The organism is Enterococcus sp. BWT-B8, from assembly GCF_020567625.1.
Taxonomy (GTDB): domain Bacteria; phylum Bacillota; class Bacilli; order Lactobacillales; family Enterococcaceae; genus Enterococcus_L.
In genome coordinates, this window is the sequence record NZ_JAJDJV010000007.1 from 164476 (window position 1) to 182678 (window position 18203).

The window sequence follows — 18203 nt, forward strand, 5'->3', positions numbered from 1 at the left end:
TCAAAAGACTGTGTAAGACTACAAAAGAAGGACAGAGTAAAATTTAATTTTATCTCTGCCTTTTTTTATATCTTTCATTTTCCCAACTTAGATTTCCTGTTTAAAAAAATCAGAATAGCTGCATGTTATCTTAGTGATTCGTTCATCTTTAATCACCAAAAAATCAGGAAACATTTTTTCTAAAAAGAAACGATCATGCGAAACAGCCAGTAATGTCCCAGTGAAGTCTTCTAGAATTTCTTCCACCTCTTCCCTTGTTTCAATATCCAGATGATTTGTCGGTTCATCCAGCAACAAAAAATTAATTTTCTGCTGCATCAGTTTTGCCAATTCGAGGCGGATTTTCTCTCCGCCACTTAAAAACCGCAGTTGAGTCAGCACATCCTCCTTATAAAATGAATATCCAGCAAGCAGCCGCCTGCTCTCCTGTTCGTCCAAAGAACACTCATACATAAACTCCTGTAAGATGGACCGCTGTGGATAATCGTATTGAATAGCTTGGGGTAAATAGCCAATCTTCACATTACTTCCCAGTTTAAGCTCACCACTATCTAGAGATTCTTTTTCCAGAATCAGCTTCATCAATGTTGTTTTTCCGGCCCCGTTCTCACCGATTATCGCAACCCGCTCTTTCCAAAATAAAGAAAAACTGCTGTTCTTAAACAACACGCGATCATCATACTCCTTTTTAAGCCTTTCGCCAATAAGGACTTCTTTGCCTGAACGATCAGCTATGCGGAAAGAACCCTTCCCAAGTTTCTGGCTATCTCCTTTGGGTTTGGGTATTTTTTGAATTTTTTCCAGACGACGTTCCAACTCTTTTGCCTTTTTAAAGAACTTTTCGTTATCTCCTTCATGCCCCCATTGTCTGAATCTACGGATCGTCAGCTTTATCTTTTGAATTTCCTTTTGCTGCTCAGCGAAATCCTTCCTCAATTTTTCAATACGCTCTTCTTTTTGTTCCTTATAAGCAGAGTAACTGCCTTTATAATTCCAACATTTACCATCCTCTATCTCAACGATTCTCTCAACCACTTGATTTAAAAACTGACGGTCATGTGAAACAATCAGACAAGTTCTCTTTTCATGAAGCAGATAACCTTCCAACCAGCTGATTCGCTGAATATCCAGATGATTCGTCGGTTCATCCAGCAGCAGCACTTCATGCTGCTGAAGAAGAATACGTGCCAGATTAATGATTGTCTGTTCCCCACCACTTAATGCATCAAAACTTTGATCCATAAGGTGAGCTACCTCCAATCCATTTGCAATCATCTCCAAACGATTCTCTACCTCGTAACCGCCTGCTGCTTCAAACAACTCCTGCTGTTTGCCATATTGTGAAAGCAGCTTCTCAAAATCAGCCTGCGGATCGGTCATTTTCTCTTCTAAATACTTCAGATGTTTTTGTATATGATTGACAGTCTCAAACGAATCAAGCAAGTATTCCCGAACCGGTTTTGGCTCAGCTTCAGGAAGTTGAGCCAGATAACCCACAGTTATATTTTTTTGAATACTGATCGTGCCTTTATCTGCAGCCTCCAATCCTGCAATCATTTTAAGAATAGTGGATTTTCCGGAACCATTTGTTCCCACTATTCCAATCCGTTCTCCTTTTTCAACTTTTAAACTCAGCTCTTCAAATAACGGATATGTGCTATAGTTTTTTTCTATTCCCTGTAGTTGTATTAACATCTATTGCCTCTTTCTGCCGCTCAGCATACTAAAAACAGATTTGTTCATATCAAAGAAAAAAGCCGCAGGAAAAATACCCATGGCTTTGTTTGTTATTTATTATCTTTAACATATCTGCGTAAATAAGCCTGAATGGTCTCTTTATTTAAATTTTTCTTCCATATTTAGACACACTTGTCCCTTGGAAGAAAAAATTGGAAATAATGTTATAGCAAAAATAAATAAATCCTAGAAAGTCAAAGACTTTGTATGTTATTTTTCCCATAACTGCCATCACGCCTATTCACCACCTTGTCTTTTTTTGTTATTGTATCATGATGCTGACGACACCGCAACCGCCTCTATTTATTTCCCTTCCTGTATCTATTTAAGCGCTCTCCCAATGTTCCGGTATGCAGTTCAAACAAATGATTATCATAATCATAAAAATAAATAGACTGCCCCTCTTCCTTTATCCTATTTCGACCATCTTTGATCTCTAATCCAAGTGAAGCAATTTTGTCCCCATACTCAGCCAGTTTGTCCCTGTCAATTTTAAAAGCTACATGATTATACGTTTTTGACGGTAAGGACTCTCCTTCCATAACTGCGATCCACACCCCCCTGAACCAAAAAAAACTTTTCTCTTGATACAGAAAATACATCCTCTCCGCTTGAATAGATTTCTTCTGCAGCAAACACTTCTTTAAACAGCTTAGTTGTTCTTTCAATGTTTTTAACGATAAACGTAATATGACTTAATCCCTCCATAAAAAATCTCTGCTTTCAATAAAAAAATGGACCTCAGAGAGCGTATCATAAATATACACTCACGCTCTAAGGTCCAACCTTCAATCAGTTAATTTGCTACTATATTGACTAATTTATCTGGTACAACGATAATCTTTCGCACAGTCTTTCCTTCAATGAAGGACTGCACACTTTCTGAAGCAAGTGCCTGTTCTTCCAAAATTCCTCGATCAAGTCCCCGAGCAACTACCAGTTTTTCTCTGACTTTACCATTTACCTGAAGAACAATTTCCACTTCATCTTCAACCAATTGGCTTTCTTCATAGGTTGGCCAAGCAGCATAAGTCAGGCTTTCTTCATTTCCAAGAATTGACCACAGCTCTTCTCCAAGATGAGGAACAATCGGTGCAAGCAGCTGAACAAATCCTTCTATATATTCATAAGGCAGAACCTCTGCTTTATTTGCTTCATTTACAAAAACCATCAGTTGAGAAATCGCTGTATTAAAATGAAGCTGTTCATAGTCTTCTGTGACTTTTTTCACCGTTTGATGATAAACTTTTGTCAGTTTCTCATCGTTCATAGTAGTGATACGATCCCGCATTTTCCCTTTCTCATCAACAATCAGACGCCAAACGCGGTCGAGGAACTTCCTGCTTCCTTCCAAACCATTTTCACTCCAGGCAATCGCTGCTTCCAAAGGTCCCATAAACATCTCATACAGACGCAGCGTGTCGGCTCCGTATTTTTCAATCACCTCATCCGGATTCACCACATTTTTCAGTGATTTACTCATTTTAGCCGGAGCTTCTTCCAGCTCTTCCCCAGTTTCAATACTTACCCAGCCATTGTTCTCAGCTTTTTTAACCATATCTGTAGGTACCAGTGCACCTCGACTGTCACGGAAGCTTTGTCCCAAAATCATTCCTTGATTGAACAGCTTTTGATACGGCTCTTTTGTCGGAACTACACCGATATCATACAGGAATTTGTGCCAGAAGCGTGCATACAGCAAATGCAGCACCGCATGTTCTGCTCCGCCAATATAAATATCCACCGGCAGCCAGCGCTTCAGTTTCTCAGGATCTGCAATAGCTGTTTTATTATGAGGATCAACATAGCGCAGATGATACCATGAGCTCCCTGCCCATTGAGGCATCGTATTTGTTTCCCGACGCCCCTTCATTCCTGTTTCAGGATCAACAACATTAATCCATTTTTCGATATTTGCCAGAGGTGATTCACCCGTTCCGCTCGGTTTGATATCATCCGTTTTAGGTAATGACAACGGCAATTCTGATTCAGGAACGGTCGTCGTCGTGCCATCTTCCCAGTGAATGATCGGGATTGGTTCACCCCAGTAACGCTGACGTGAAAACAGCCAGTCACGCAACCGATAGCTGATTTCCTTTTTACCGACACCCTGCTCTTCCAGCCAGTCGTTCATTTTTACAATCGCTTCTTCTTTATTCAATCCATCAAGAAACGCTGAATTAATATGGCGCCCATCGCCTGTATAAGCTTCTTCAGCTGTATTTCCACCGGCAACAACCGGAGTAATTTCCAATCCAAATGTTTTGGCAAATTCATAATCCCGTTCATCATGAGCAGGGACAGCCATAATTGCACCTGTTCCATAAGAAGAAAGAACATAGTCTGCAATCCAGATCGGTATTTTTGTCCCATTTGCTGGATTGATTGCATACGCACCAGTGAACACACCCGTTTTTTCTTTTGCCAGATCTGTTCGGTTCAGCTCTGATTTCTTTGCGGCTTCTGCAATATATGCTTCTACCTCTGAGCGTTGTTCATCTGTTGTTATTTCCTGTACAAGTGCCAGTTCAGGTGCAAGCACACTGTAAGTCGCTCCAAAAAGTGTATCCGGACGAGTTGTAAATACCGTAAACTCTTTATCTGTGTCTGCAATCTTAAACGTAACATTAGCACCTTCTGAACGGCCAATCCAGTTCCTCTGCATTTCCTTAATATTTTCAGGCCAGTCAACCAGCTCAAGGTCGTCCAATAGACGATCCGCATAATCAGTTATTTTCAGCATCCATTGACGCATAGGCTTACGGACAACATCATAACCGCCGCGTTCGCTTTTCCCATCTATCACTTCCTCATTGGAAATCACAGTTCCCAGCTCAGGTACCCAGTTAACCGCCACTTCAGCTTCGTATGCCAGTCCATGTTCATACAGCTTGGTAAAAATCCATTGTGTCCACTTGTAATATTCAGGATCTGTCGTATTAATTTCACGATTCCAGTCATAGCTGAATCCCAGAGAATTAATTTGGCGTTTAAACGTTTCGATATTTTTCTTTGTAAATTCTGCTGGATCATTTCCAGTATCCAAAGCATATTGTTCTGCCGGAAGCCCAAAAGCATCCCATCCCATTGGATGCAAAACATTGTAGCCCTGACTTCGTTTCATTCTGGATATAATATCTGTTGCTGTATAGCCTTCCGGATGACCGACATGAAGTCCTTGACCGGACGGATAGGGGAACATATCCAGTGCATAAAATTTCTTTTGATCCGGATCATCATGTGTATTGAACAAATTATTTTTGGCCCAGTACTTTTGCCATTTCTTCTCTATTTTCTTGTGGTCGTAGTTCATTTTTCTCCTCCTGATTCATTAATTACTGTATTCGCTGCTACAAGTTTCGGCAATACAACACCTTAATAAAAAAACGCCCTACAGGAAAACTTTCCCATAGGACGTTGAATACAACGTGGTACCACCTAAATTTATTTGCTGCTTGCACAGACAAATCTTCAGCGCTCTATCGGCCGCCGCCGTTCTTATCTACTGTTTAATTCAACAAGAATCAGCTACAAGGCGAGTTCAAAAGCTTCTGTGCGTATTTTCACCAGCCATACGCTCTCTAAAACAGAGTTCTTTCTACTACTCCTTATCATTGCTGTAGTTATATATGACGTTATACTAACAAATTTCCTTGCGCATTTCAATCCTTTTACGCAACTTTCAACTGCTGTCCAATATAAATTATATCTCCGGTTAAATTATTCAGCTGTTTAATTTTTTGAATTGTTGTAGAGTACTGGTTAGCAAGCTCCCATAATGTATCGCCGCTTTTCACCAGATGTGTCTTGCTGCTTGAGCTGTTGAAATTATTGGTACTGCCGGAGCTGCCGCCGCTGGATGCCCCGCTGCCTTTTTTCACAATCAAACGTTGACCAGGATAAATCAGATCACCGCTGATATTGTTCCAGCTTCTAAGATTCGCTATACTCACTCCGTTGCTGTTAGCAATTACCCACAGGCTGTCACCAGATTTCACGGTATAATACGTATCCGTTGTCGTTCCAGTACTGCCTGAATTATTATTGTTTGAAGAACTGCCGCCGGTATTGGTATTTCCTGTGCTGCCGCCTTTTTTTACAATCAAGCGTTGACCGGGATAAATCAGGTCGCCGCTGATATTGTTCCAGCTTCTAAGATTCGCTATACTCACTCCGTTGCTGTTAGCAATTACCCACAGGCTGTCACCAGATTTCACGGTATAATACGTATCTGTTGTCGTTCCAGTATTGCCTGAATTATTATTGTCTGAAGAACTTTCCCCTGTACTTCCTGTGCCTCCATCTGAGGAAGTACTGCTGCCTTTCTTCACAATCAGTCGTTGACCAGGATAAATCAGGTCGCCGCTAATATTGTTCCAGCTTCTAAGATTCGCTATACTCACTCCGTTGCTGTTAGCAATTACCCACAGACTATCACCAGACTTCACGGTATAATACGTATTTGTTGTTGTTCCGGTATTATCAGAATTATTGTTGTTATTGTCGGAGGATGAGCCGCTGGTATCCCCAGTACTCCCTCCGGAAGATGTCCCGCTACCTTTTTGCACAACCAGCTTTTGTCCAATATAAATAGTGTCGCCGAATAAATTATTCCAGTTTTTAATATTGGTAATGGTCGTTCCATATTTGCTGGCGAGTGCCCACAAGCTGTCTCCGGAGACAACGGTGTGAATCACATCCTTATTGTTTGACGAAGAACCGCCGCCAGTTCCTGTTCCATCGGTACTACTGTCTGTGTTTCCTCCAGTATTCCCATCGGTTGACGGTGTGTCGTACTGAGTCAGATTATTGGCCTCAATCAGAGTATTTAATTTTGCACCATATGCTGGATCAGTTGCATAACGTCCTGTCAGCCATGCTGTTGCATCCCTGTAAGAACTTGTATTACTTTTCCAAGCGCCGGAATAATAATATACGCCGGACTGAAATGATGTATTTCTTAAAACATAGGCATTATCATGAAAAGATTCCGTAAATGATGGATATTTACGAAACGCTTCATTTTTAGCGACCCATTCCCCATTCAAATATTCCCAGGTATTCATGTATACTGATTGACCATTATAGCTTCCTTTAATCCCAAACAAATTATAATACGGTGCCTGAGCTAACGAGCTCGCCCCTGAACCACTTTCAAGAATAGCCTGAGCAATCATTACCGAGGTATATAAGTCATTTGCTGCTGCAACGGTTTGAGCATGCCCGGAGATACTGTTTATAAAAGAGGACGTACTGACAGACGCACTTGCTGCTGCAAAAGGAGCAGGTTCAGTACGTTCATCTAAAGAGACTGGAGTTTCTTCTGCTGCTGTCGATTCTTCTGTTACAGCTTCACTTTGGATCGTTTCCTCTATAGACATTTCAGAGTCGTCTATTATTTCTGAAGAAGCGGTCTCCTCCGCCCAGGAATCTTCTGCTGTGTTTTCTATGTTTGTTGTTTGTATATTGTCCAGATATGTATCAGTAGCCGATGGCGCAATTTCTGCACTGTCTGCTTCCCCATCTGTTGCTTCTGCAACACCTGGTAATAAAGCCGCTGTACTGGCAATAGAAGAGACAGCCAAGGCTGAACTGAGTATCGTAGTTCCTTTTTTTAATTGTTCAACCGCTTTATAGTGTTGTTCTGCTTTCCTTCTTTCTTTTCGTGACAGCTTTTTCATAAGTAGGTCCTCCATCTATAATAGAAAAAAATTCTTCTTTATAAGTATACATGTTTTTAATAAAAAATAAAAGATTTATAAAAACATAACATCTATATTCATTTTAGAAATATTTCTTATATTTAGTTTTTATAGTATTAAATCCTCTCCGTCTTAAGACCTACTTTACTCTTTACCTTAGACCGATTTTCCGCAAAACTACTTGTTATTCTTTTCGTAAAAACTTATAGTGTACATGAGAGAAACATCGTAGAAATTATTGAATGAAAAGAGGGAATCGTATGAATAAAGAGCATTTTTTGATCGAACTCAAAATATATTTAAAACCCCTTTCTCCTCAACATCAGGCAGCTGTTCTAGAAAAATATGACACACTTTTTGAAGAACGGACAGCTGCTGGAGAAGCAGAAGAACAAATTGCTAAAAGTTTGGGAAAACCCCGTTCTATCGCAGAAGAAATCCTAAAGGAATTTGGTATTGATATCCCTGAAAAAAAGCTGACCAGAGATGGCTGGCAGGAGATTCCCTCATCAGAGGAATATGACGAATACACTGAATTTGAAAAATTCGTATCAGAACATCCCTATAAAGAAGAACTCTTTGATACACGGCCTCCTGAAAAAATAGGCATGCGTGTTTTTAAAAGCTGTGCATTGCTGGCTTTTGATTTTCTGTTTATGATCTGGATGTTTGTTGCTTTCGCCGCGGTCGTTTTTTCATGTTGGATTGCAGCGATCGTTCTGGTTCTTTCACCAATTCTAGGAACATATTCACTGATCGTTGGATTTAATGATGCCGGACTGTTTCAGCTGTTCTTCACTATTTTTCTTTCCGGTATCGGAATTATTGGTGTAGTTATTTTATTGCCGCTTACACGGTTATTCTTCAGTTCATTAAAGAATTACATCAAATGGCATGGTAAAGTGTTTAGGGGGCGGGCATAATGAAAAAAGTCACTATTTTCTTTCTGATTCTCGGTATTCTGGCAATAGCCGTCGGCGGGATTGGCAGTGCAGTATTCTATCAGCGGGCGAAAATATCAATGGTAAAAAATCAGCAGGAAGCTTATACTATCAAAAATAAAAAAGATATCAAAGAGCTGCATTTAACTCTTTCCGGCAATGCTGCTTACATTCTGCGGTCTTCAACAGATAATCAGGTGTCCATGAATACTCAAAGCAGTGTTACTACACCCATTAACAGTTCCTTTGATGCAAAGGAATCAAAAGAAACGCTCACAGTATCTGTCAGCGGAAATCAAAAAAATGAAACTTTTGAACAGTTTGACTTTCAGTTTTTCCATCTTGAAGATTCCCAAATTGAACTGACCATCCCAGCAGATATTGAGCGCTTGGTTATTGATGGTGATGCATCAGGCACAATTGACGTCTATGATTTTATCACTACCAAGTTGGAAGCAACAATTGATCATGCCGATATCAATTTTATTTCTAATACATCAGAAGAGATAAATATAAACAGCAGGAATGGATATATTAATATTTATGGTGACAGCCGCATTGAGAAACTATCTCTAAAAAGTGAGTATGGTAATACCAGTATTTATGGCTTTACAGGTAATGAGGTTGAAATCATTACTTCAAGTGGAAATATAGACTTAAACGATGTAAAAACTTCTAAATTAACCGCAGATTCTAAAAATGGAGAGTTCTATATCATTGATCTCCGGGGGGATGTGGAGCTGACCGGGAAAAGCGGCTCTATTTACCTGGCTGGAGAGAATCTTCCTAAAAAGATGAACGCTGTGATGGAACACGGAGATATTGAAATCGATTTACCCCAGGGAGTAGATAATATCACAATCAAAGCCGAATCCGAACTGGGAGATGTAGATCTTTTAGATGAAGAAAGCTCTACTTATAAACGCGGAAAAAACGGTAGTGAATTTGAACTAAAAACTAATACAGGAGATATCTCTGTTTATGATATATATTATTATGAGGAAGAGTATGAAGAATACGAAGAATAGTTATTTTCACAGTATTCCATCTAAATAGAACATAATAGGGCTGAAGCAGATAATCATTTATTCGCTTCAGCTTTTTTCATTAAAATTTATTAAATAAGCTCCGACTCATTTTTTAATAAACCATAATGCGGTATACTGAATAAGCGTGTCAAAAATTTTCTGTAGAAAAACAAATGACTAAAAGGAATGACTTATATTAATGAAAAACAACCTTTATTATCAGTTTGCCGGCAGCTGCTTTCTTCTCGTTTTTATATTTCTTGGATACACAGTGAAGTTCTACTCCGAATGGCTGAACGGCTTTGATCAAACACTCACTGCAATTATTCGAACTCCTTACCCTGCACTTAATCAGGAATTTATCTGGTACACAAAATTTGCCAATCCATTGACTGTTGCCATTTTAACAATGACAATTGTAGGAGTACTTGCGTTGAAAAAGTATTATGCAGAAGCTCTGTGGCTCTTGATTAACACAGGCTTTGCTGCAGGTATTCTGAATTCGCTGCTAAAATTGATATTTCTACGGGAACGTCCGGATCTGGAACATCTAGTAACAGAACACAGCTACAGTTTTCCCAGTGGTCATTCTACCGGAAGTGTCCTGCTCTATGGTACAATCATTCTATTATTGCCATTATTTGTCAAAAAAGATTCTCTGCGCTTGACTTACCAAATCCTATTGGGAATTGGTATCCTCTTTATTGGAATCAGCCGGGTCTACTTAGGCGTTCACTTTCCAAGTGACATACTTGGAGGGTTTTGTTTTGGTCTTTCATGGCTTTTAATCAGCTATCCCGTTTACCAGAAGCTGCGTTTTATATGGCGATTTAAAAATATTCAATCTTAGAAAGAAGACTAAAAATGAAAACTTTTCCTTATACTGATGATCTTAATAAACGCTATCATACATGGAACTATGCTTTACGTCAGCAATTTGGCGGCAAGATTTTCAAGGTGCCTCTTGATGGCGGCTTTGACTGTCCAAATCGCGATGGTACAGTTGCTAAGGGCGGCTGTACATTTTGCAGTGTATCCGGATCTGGAGACATGATTGTTGCACCTCACGATCCGCTTCCAGTACAATTTCAAAAAGAAATTCAAATGATGCATGGAAAATGGCCAAATGTGGAACAATATATTGTTTATTTCCAAAATTTTACCAATACTCACGCACCTGTTGAAGTTATTCGTCATCGTTTTGAACAGGTTGTTAACGAAAAAGGTGTTGTCGGGCTGGCAATTGGAACCCGCCCTGACTGTTTGCCTGATGATGTAGTAGATTATTTAGCTGAGCTGAATGAACGCTATTATTTATGGGTAGAACTAGGACTTCAGACAACCTTTGAAGAAACCAGCAATGCCATTAACCGTGCACACGATTACCAAACCTATTTGGACGGCGTAGAAAAACTGAGAAAGCATAATATTCGTGTGTGTACCCATCTGATTAATGGCCTGCCAGGGGAAAATCTGGATATGATGCGGGAAAATGTCCGCCGAACAATTATAGATTCAGACATTCAGGGAATCAAACTGCACTTGCTTCACTTGATGACCAACACAAAAATGATGCGGGATTACAATGAAGGTCGTCTTCAGTTGATGACCCGTAAAGATTATGTCTCTGTGATCTGTGATCAGCTGGAAATGATTCCCCCGGAAATAATTATTCATCGATTAACCGGGGACTCTCCTTTTGATTCTTTAATCGGTCCTATGTGGAGTCTGAAGAAATGGGAAGTATTAAATGCCATCGATAATGAACTGAAAAACCGCGACAGTTATCAAGGAAAATACAATGTCCGGACTAACGGGGAGGTATTGGCATAATGCTTCAGACATCCCTTCATTTCAGCCACCGACTGCTGGAAGAAATCATTCAGCCTGGCGATCAGGTAGTTGATGCCACTATGGGAAATGGACATGATACTGCTCTATTGGCAAAACTTGTGGGAATCACTGGTAAAGTCTATGCTTTTGATGTTCAAAAAGCAGCAATTGATGCAACACGTAAATGTTTGAGTGAGCAGAAGCTGATGGAGCAGTCCACCTTGTTTCATCAGGGCCATGAGACAATCAAGGATGTAATTACTATAGAAACTCCCATTAAAGCAGCTATCTTTAATTTAGGCTATCTCCCAAAAAGTGATAAAGAAATTATCACTCAGCCTGACACGACAAAAGCAGCTGTTGATGCGCTCCTTGATCGTCTGGTATCTAAGGGACGAATCATTTTGGTCGTCTATTATGGGCACGAAGGAGGTAAAGAGGAGCTGTCTATGGTTGAAGCTCTTTGCAGAAGCCTTCCACAACAGAACTATAATGTTCTGAGTTATCAGTTTATCAATCAAATGAATCATCCGCCGATTTTATATTGTATTGAGAAAAAATAGGTAGAAATGAATAAAAGAATGTTCACATCTTCAGAAAAGTTGTGGGCATTCTTTTATTCTATGATTTTTTTTCAGGCTCTATAATATCTAGTGTTGGTAAGGTTATATTCACCGGCACTTTTTCTTTTTGAAAAAAACAGGAATGACACCTTGAAATCCGTTAGAAGTAAAGTCGACCAAAACCAACCTACAGGAGTGTTTCAAAACGTCTTTATCCGAGCAGACCAAAGATTCCTTAGATATTCTAGACCCTAACCTTTCTTTTGAAGAGAATTTTTTTCAAAAAGTTTCCATCAAAAGAAAGCTCTACTTTCAGTTCGATGCTTTTGTAACCTACTACCGTCAGTGCTGCTTTCACTGAGCGGATCTTTTTGTATAGAGGAACCTATTTCCTCAAGAAGAAACCAAAAGCAACACTGAAAAAGCAAACAGGGTGACATGGATTAATATGTTCCCTGTTTGCTTTCTCTAGCGATTGGTCGATGTGTACCATCGCAGTGGGCTTTCACCACCTAGTTAGTTGCCATACCTGGCGCACTACAAAAAACGTATGGAAACTGAAAGTTTCCATACGTTCTCTTTATCTGTTCTATTCCAATACAAACTGATTATGATACAACTCAGAGTAGAATCCATGCTGTTTCAACAGCTGATGGTGGCTGCCTTCTTCAATGACTTTCCCATCACGCAGCACCACAATTCGGTCAGCATTTAAAATTGTCTTCAAACGGTGAGCAATTACAAAACTCGTTCTTCCTTTAATCGCTTCATCCATTGCCTTTTGAATCTTTGCCTCTGTTACCGTATCCACATTACTTGTTGCTTCATCCAGAATCAACAAGGATGGATCTGTCAAAATCGTTCGTGCAATGCTGACAAGCTGCTTCTGTCCTGTACTGAATACATTGTTTTCTTCCGTAATCAGTGTATCGTAGCCATTTTCCAGCCCTATGACAAATTCATGAATATTTGCCTGTTTTGCTGCATTGACTACTTCATCGTCTGTTGCAGAAGGTTTGCCAAAAGCAATATTTTCCCGTATTGTTCCTGAGAACAATACAGAATCCTGCAGAACAATTCCCACGTGAGAACGCAAACTTTCCAGGCTCAGTTCTCTAACATCTGTCCCGTCAAAAGTAACCGAGCCCTGATTCACATCGTAAAAACGATTCAGCAGATTCATAATGGTTGTCTTGCCGGAGCCTGTCGGACCAACTAGAGCGACCATTTCACCTTTATTAACTTTAATTGATACGTCTTTCAAAATTGGAATTTCAGGATCATACCCAAATTCAACATGATTCAATGCAACTGATTCATTGACTCCGCTGATTTCTTTTCCATCAGCCGGGTTGATCTCATCCGGCTCATCAAACATTTCATTAATTCGGCGAGCCCCTGTTACCGCAAGCTGAATCATACTGTATCCAGAAGAAATCTGCATCAACGGCTGATAATACTGTTGCGAATACTGAACGAACATTACAATCAGTCCCAAACCTGCTGCACGATCCACCTGCCCGTTAAGCGCCAGCCAGCCTCCAAAAAAGATAACGATTGCGGTATTGACTAAAGACATTCCCTGCATCATTGGAAACAGCAGACCTGAGTAAACTTGCCCTTTAAAAGTCGCTTCCCGAACTTTCTTATTCTGTTTCATAAAGCCGTCAATCGTCTCGTCCTGAAGACCATACGTAATAATGACACGCTGCCCGCTAATTTTTTCATCCATGTAACCATTCAGCTTTCCGACTTCATCCTGCTGAAGATCCACATACTTTCGTGCCTTTTGAATAATGACTACAGCAATGACAATCGCTACCGGTGTTAAAGCAATAGTCGCCCATGCCAGCTCCACATTTTGCCGGAACATCATAATAATCACACCAACTATTAACGCCGCGTTGGTCAGCACTTGAAGCAGTGCCTGATTCAAGCTGTTTTGAATATTGTCCAGATCACTGGTAAATCGACTTAAAATTTCTCCATCCTTGTGAGAATCAAAGAAACGAATCGTCAATCTTTCCAATTTATTAAACAAGCCTATACGCATGCGGTTTGTTGATTCCCCTACAACTTGGGTAAATAAAATACTGTAGATGAAGTTTGCTGCACTCGTCAGCACATAAAAAATCAACAGTTTCCAGATTACATTGATGAATGCACTCTTATCATCGACACCCTGACTCAATGAGAGCGCATATATTGTCAGCTCTTCTATTGCTTCACCCACAAACTGAGGAGCCTTTACCTGCAGATAAGTGGCAACTGCAATTGTAATGAAAATAATCAGAAAGGAAAGTTTGTATTTCTTCAAATAATGATAAAAGAATTTACTTGCTTTAATTAAATCAGTCATTCATCCTCATCCTTTCCTTTTTGAGTCTCATAGATTTCTCTGTACACATCATTTGTTTCTACCAATTCTTTATGGGTTCCTTCCCCAACCAGACGCCCTTTATCCAAGACCAGAATGCGGTCTGCATTCACAACAGAAGATATTTTTTGAGCGATAATAATTGTTGTCGTATCCCCCAGATCATTTTCCAGTGCTTCTTTTACCAGACCTTCTGAACGGGCATCCAACGCACTGGTGCTGTCATCTAAAATCAGTATTTTAGGTTCTCCGATAACCCCCCTGGAAATAGACAATCTTTGCTTCTGACCACCTGAAAAGTTGCTGCTGCGTTCTTCAACAGGTGCTTCATACTGCAAACCAAGTTTTTCAATAAATTCTCTAGCCTGTGCAATTTGAGTTGCACGATTCATATCTTTTTCATCCGCGTCCTTCTTTCCCTGACGAAGATTCTCTGAGATGGTTCCTGAAAATAAAATAGCTTTCTGAAGGACAAAGGAAACAGTTTTACGCAGACTGTGTTCATTCACTTCACGCAAGTCTACACCACCTACTTTAACTGTACCTTCTGATGGATCGAACAGGCGAGGAATCAATTGAGCCAAGGTAGATTTCCCAGCTCCTGTTGCACCGACTACCCCAATTTGTTCTCCTTGCTTAATCGAAAACGAAACATCCTTCAATGTAGGTATATCATCTCCGGGATAATGGAATGTGACATTTTCAAATTCAACCTGTCCGTCAAGTTCTTGCTCTGGACCGTCTACATAAGTAATAGCCGGAACAGCTTCCATAATTTCCTTAATCCGCTTGATTGAAACAGCAGCACGTGATGTCATCATCATCATCATTCCACCGATAATAATCGCCATCATAATCTGCATCAGATAGCTCATGAAAGAAGCCATCCCGCCAATAACTGTCGGATCTCCCTTGACCAGATCACTGACAAAAAAAATAGCACCTGCCACTGCCAGATTGGCTACCAGCATAAACAATGGAATCATCACAGAAAATAATGTCCCAACAATCACATTATGCTTCGTCAAATCATCACTGACCTTGGAAAATCTCTTTAACTCATTTTTTTCCTGAACAAAAGATTTCACAACACGAATACCAAGTAAATTTTCTTTTGCCAGTAAATTTACTCTATCTATCAAATCCTGAATAATTGTAAAGTGCTTTCCCATTTGAGAAAAAGAGAGCATCGTAATAATTACAACACTAACAACCAATAAAATAATAATCCACCACAACTGCGGCAGTGTAATCATTGCCAAAGCAAAACTGCCGATAAACAGTATGGGAATCCTAAATAATGACTGTAACGCAATCATGATGACATTCTGAATTTGAGTAATATCATTTGTTAACCGAACTACCAGACTCCCTGCTGAAAATTCTTCAATATTCGCAAAGGAAAATGTCTGGATCTTTCGAAAAGCTGCTTCTCTGATATCTGCACTGACTCCCTGGGCTACTTTTGCAGAAAAAATTGTGTTAAATACACCGGCTATCAAGCCCAAAACAGCAATCCCAATTAAATACATTCCTAATGATTTCATCTGATTATCGTCTTCTTTTATAATTGCTTCCAATACCTGCTGAAGCAGTTTTGGCTGCCAAAGTGCAGACATAACCATGATAATCACTGTAAATAGCGCAATGATGGTTTCTTTTTTATACTTTTTTACATAATCCATCACAATGTTCATTTATTCCCCTTCTTCCCTGTAAAACTAGTCTATTCCCTCTTTCAGCACGTTACTTTAATTTGAAGAGGAATGTGTTATTATAAACATAGAAGCAGACAGTTAGCGAGACACAGACTAACAGCTTTATCCCAGTTATTTAACACCGTAAAATAGACCGCATAACAATTTACCATTTCTGTGCAAAAAATACAAGCCATCTGCCTAAATTTCAGACTAAAGGATGAGAAAAATGGAAACAAAGTTATCACGGGAAAAAATTATCAAGACAGCTTTCCAGCTTTTGGAAGAAACCCCTGATATAAAAAGACTGTCCATGCGCAATATTGCAAAAAAGATTGGCGTTCAGGCTCCCGCTCTTTACTGGTATTTTCAAAATAAGCAGGCCCTTCTGCAAAGTATGGCTGAAGATATAGAAAGTCAATTGCAGGAACCTGACCTACAGGAAAACTGGAAAGACACCTTGTTCCTATATATGGAAAACTATTATGAACTGTATCAACGCATCCCTTGTGCTTTGGAAATTGAGATACAAACAATCCCTTCTTCTCCTTCCCGACTGATCCACTACAATAATATGTTGGGAGTCTTGAGGATGGCTGGTTTTTCTGTGGAAACAAGCTTTACTGCGGTCAGTTCTCTTCGACATCTGCTTTTCGGATTATTAGTGGATGCGCATGAAGAACAGCAGATTTACTCTAAAATTCTTAACGGCGATCAGTATTTAAGCCAACAGGTTGTTTTGATGAAGCAGTCTATCCAGGAGCATCAGTTGAAACATGTTGAAGAAAGCTTCCGTTACAGACAAAATGAAAAGCATAAAGATATTTTCAGAAAAATGATTACTCTCTTTTTAAATAGTCTGGAAACAGAAAAGTAGGTTTACTCTTTTTCTATAAATAAAAATAGGTCTGTGACATTTAGTATGTCCCGGACCCTTGATGCTGCAAAGCTGCTCCATGCCTCTGCGATTAATTGCTTCTCTTTCTGGAATGAATGATCTACTAATTCATTTGACTATCGCACTTCTATTCTTCCACTAAAAAATCTGACAAGGGTGGAACTGACAACTCGAAGCAAACAATGACTGTTTCGAGGAGCGGAACGAAGTCCTTCAATTCTTAGTGGCTTTGCCATTTAGAAATTGATGAGATCGAAACGAAGTCCTTCAATTCTTAATGGCTCTGCCGTTTAGAAATTGATGAGATCGAAACGAAGTGTAGTGTAGTGTAGCAAGAATTGCAGATGCAGAAGCACTTACATGCTCTTTAATGCGGCGAATAACCGCAGACACATGGAGAAAACTCATTTATTATTCAATCTTATCAATAAATTGGGCTTAATTGCTTCTTCCAAAGAAGAAGGAAATAACTGCGACGAAAATTACTGCACCGATAATAGACGGAACTAATGCCATGCCTGCCAAGCTGGGTCCCCAGCTGCCAAGTAAAGATTGTCCAATGGCAGATCCCACTAAGCCTGCTACAATGTTTGCAATCCAGCCCATTGATTCACCTTTATTTGTAATTGCTCCTGCAATCACACCAATTAACGCTCCTACTAATAATGACCATATCAATCCCATTTTCTATTCCTTCTTTCTCATGATTTTTTCAGTTGCATATTAATTATACCCTTGTTTCCATTTGCTCTTTCGCTTGGTCTATTTCTCTGTTAATTGCTTTTTTCGCTTTATCAGTTTGATTAGAAGCAAATTCACTTTTATTTTCCGCGAAATCACTTAATTTTTTGAAGTACCCTAGCATCATAAGTCAGTTCGCCTTTTACTGCATTTTGATCTTGTTCTGTAATTACTGCTTCTTGTGAACCTATTCCATTTCACCATTAGAATCTTTGACAGTAACAGCTCTTTCTTCGGCCAAAAAAGGATGACAAAAAAGAGCGTGATCAATAAAATAAATAAAATCAAACTAGCCCAAAATAAATACAGGTTAAGGTATTGATCAATAAATAAAGAATAAGTAATTTTCATTTTTGGTAATGAAAGAACTGCTGCCTGACTATTGTAGATAATTAACGAGCTAATAATGTCAAACCAACAATAACCAGTAAGCCTAAAATAAGCTTTTTCCCTCTGTTCAACACCTCTTCCTCCATTCAGACTATAATTCCTTACATTTTTATTCTAAGGATAAAATATATTTTTTTCAAAAATTATGCACTAAAAATGAGAAACTAATAAAACGCAAATTTCAAGTGCAAGTTAGCCACTTATTGAAATTCTCTCGTTATTCAATTTTTTTGTTTCCTAGTAAGGGGAGCTCACGTAGTCAAGGATAGTTGGGCCATCTCTTCCAACAAGCATTC

12 protein-coding genes, 1 pseudogene and 1 other annotated feature are annotated in these 18203 nt (G+C 39.4%); of the genes and pseudogenes, 6 read left to right on the forward strand and 7 right to left on the reverse strand.

What is annotated here, in order from left to right; translation table 11 throughout:
* Positions 1-87: 87 nt before the first annotated feature.
* The 4 genes and pseudogenes from abc-f to LI951_RS08685 all read right to left on the reverse strand — a co-directional run bounded on the left by abc-f (position 88) and on the right by LI951_RS08685 (position 7418).
* Positions 88-1695 (reverse strand): ribosomal protection-like ABC-F family protein, encoded by a 1608-nt coding sequence (gene abc-f, locus LI951_RS08670; protein ID WP_229441884.1) that lies wholly within the window; start codon positions 1693-1695, stop codon positions 88-90.
* A gap of 341 nt (positions 1696-2036) precedes the next feature.
* Positions 2037-2445 (reverse strand): annotated as a pseudogene (gene fosX, locus LI951_RS08675) (FosX/FosE/FosI family fosfomycin resistance hydrolase).
* 88 nt (positions 2446-2533) lie between these two features.
* Positions 2534-5050 (reverse strand): leucine--tRNA ligase, encoded by a 2517-nt coding sequence (gene leuS, locus LI951_RS08680; RefSeq protein WP_229441885.1) that lies wholly within the window; start codon positions 5048-5050, stop codon positions 2534-2536.
* Positions 5051-5144: 94 nt separating this feature from the next.
* Positions 5145-5361: a binding site (T-box leader), on the reverse strand.
* Positions 5362-5408: 47 nt separating this feature from the next.
* Entirely contained in the window at positions 5409-7418 is a 2010-nt protein-coding gene (locus tag LI951_RS08685; RefSeq protein WP_229441886.1) for a muramidase family protein, read from the reverse strand.
* A 281-nt stretch (positions 7419-7699) separates the two neighbouring features.
* On the opposite strand from LI951_RS08685, the gene LI951_RS08690 reads away from it, so the two are divergent.
* The 5 genes from LI951_RS08690 (at position 7700) to LI951_RS08710 (ending at position 11804) form a co-directional block, all read left to right on the forward strand.
* The gene (locus LI951_RS08690; RefSeq protein ID WP_202064015.1) at positions 7700-8362 is read left to right on the forward strand and encodes a DUF1700 domain-containing protein; all 663 of its coding nucleotides are present in this window, start codon (positions 7700-7702) and stop codon (positions 8360-8362) included.
* The gene (locus LI951_RS08695; RefSeq protein WP_202064013.1) at positions 8362-9408 is read left to right on the forward strand and encodes a DUF4097 family beta strand repeat-containing protein; all 1047 of its coding nucleotides are present in this window, start codon (positions 8362-8364) and stop codon (positions 9406-9408) included. Before LI951_RS08690 ends, LI951_RS08695 begins: the two co-directional genes overlap by 1 nt.
* 199 nt (positions 9409-9607) lie before the next feature.
* Positions 9608-10258, forward strand: a complete 651-nt coding sequence (locus LI951_RS08700; RefSeq protein ID WP_202064011.1) for a phosphatase PAP2 family protein — start codon at positions 9608-9610, stop codon at positions 10256-10258.
* A 14-nt stretch (positions 10259-10272) separates the two neighbouring features.
* Positions 10273-11241, forward strand: coding sequence for a TIGR01212 family radical SAM protein (locus LI951_RS08705; protein ID WP_229441887.1), 969 nt, complete (start codon positions 10273-10275; stop codon positions 11239-11241).
* On the forward strand, positions 11241-11804 hold the full coding sequence (locus LI951_RS08710; RefSeq protein ID WP_229441888.1) for a class I SAM-dependent methyltransferase: 564 nt from the start codon (positions 11241-11243) through the stop codon (positions 11802-11804). Before LI951_RS08705 ends, LI951_RS08710 begins: the two co-directional genes overlap by 1 nt.
* A gap of 589 nt (positions 11805-12393) precedes the next feature.
* Here the strand turns inward: LI951_RS08710 and LI951_RS08715 are convergent.
* Together LI951_RS08715 and LI951_RS08720 are read right to left on the reverse strand one after the other, a co-directional pair.
* Entirely contained in the window at positions 12394-14163 is a 1770-nt protein-coding gene (locus LI951_RS08715) for an ABC transporter ATP-binding protein (protein WP_202064002.1), read from the reverse strand.
* Positions 14160-15878 carry an ABC transporter ATP-binding protein gene (locus LI951_RS08720; protein ID WP_202064001.1) on the reverse strand — a complete coding sequence of 573 codons (1719 nt, stop codon included), beginning with the start codon at positions 15876-15878 and terminating at the stop codon, positions 14160-14162. Before LI951_RS08720 ends, LI951_RS08715 begins: the two co-directional genes overlap by 4 nt.
* 229 nt (positions 15879-16107) lie before the next feature.
* Between LI951_RS08720 and LI951_RS08725 the strand changes: the two genes are divergently transcribed.
* Positions 16108-16755 carry a TetR family transcriptional regulator gene (locus LI951_RS08725; RefSeq protein WP_202063999.1) on the forward strand — a complete coding sequence of 216 codons (648 nt, stop codon included), beginning with the start codon at positions 16108-16110 and terminating at the stop codon, positions 16753-16755.
* A gap of 459 nt (positions 16756-17214) precedes the next feature.
* On the opposite strand, the gene LI951_RS08730 is transcribed toward LI951_RS08725, so the two are convergent.
* Complete coding sequence (locus LI951_RS08730) at positions 17215-17460, reverse strand: GlsB/YeaQ/YmgE family stress response membrane protein (RefSeq protein ID WP_202063998.1); 246 nt, start codon at positions 17458-17460, stop codon at positions 17215-17217.
* Positions 17461-18203 lie beyond the last annotated feature (743 nt).

Excerpts from the sequence above, each read along its gene's own strand:
- abc-f (WP_229441884.1), bottom strand. The coding sequence starts at position 1,695 with ATGTTAATACAACTACAGGGAATAGAAAAAAACTATAGCACATATCCG.
- leuS (WP_229441885.1), bottom strand. The coding sequence starts at position 5,050 with ATGAACTACGACCACAAGAAAATAGAGAAGAAATGGCAAAAGTACTGG.
- LI951_RS08685 (WP_229441886.1), bottom strand. The coding sequence starts at position 7,418 with ATGAAAAAGCTGTCACGAAAAGAAAGAAGGAAAGCAGAACAACACTAT.
- LI951_RS08690 (WP_202064015.1), top strand. The coding sequence starts at position 7,700 with ATGAATAAAGAGCATTTTTTGATCGAACTCAAAATATATTTAAAACCC.
- LI951_RS08695 (WP_202064013.1), top strand. The coding sequence starts at position 8,362 with ATGAAAAAAGTCACTATTTTCTTTCTGATTCTCGGTATTCTGGCAATA.
- LI951_RS08700 (WP_202064011.1), top strand. The coding sequence starts at position 9,608 with ATGAAAAACAACCTTTATTATCAGTTTGCCGGCAGCTGCTTTCTTCTC.
- LI951_RS08705 (WP_229441887.1), top strand. The coding sequence starts at position 10,273 with ATGAAAACTTTTCCTTATACTGATGATCTTAATAAACGCTATCATACA.
- LI951_RS08710 (WP_229441888.1), top strand. The coding sequence starts at position 11,241 with ATGCTTCAGACATCCCTTCATTTCAGCCACCGACTGCTGGAAGAAATC.
- LI951_RS08715 (WP_202064002.1), bottom strand. The coding sequence starts at position 14,163 with ATGACTGATTTAATTAAAGCAAGTAAATTCTTTTATCATTATTTGAAG.
- LI951_RS08720 (WP_202064001.1), bottom strand. The coding sequence starts at position 15,878 with ATGAACATTGTGATGGATTATGTAAAAAAGTATAAAAAAGAAACCATC.
- LI951_RS08725 (WP_202063999.1), top strand. The coding sequence starts at position 16,108 with ATGGAAACAAAGTTATCACGGGAAAAAATTATCAAGACAGCTTTCCAG.
- LI951_RS08730 (WP_202063998.1), bottom strand. The coding sequence starts at position 17,460 with ATGGGATTGATATGGTCATTATTAGTAGGAGCGTTAATTGGTGTGATT.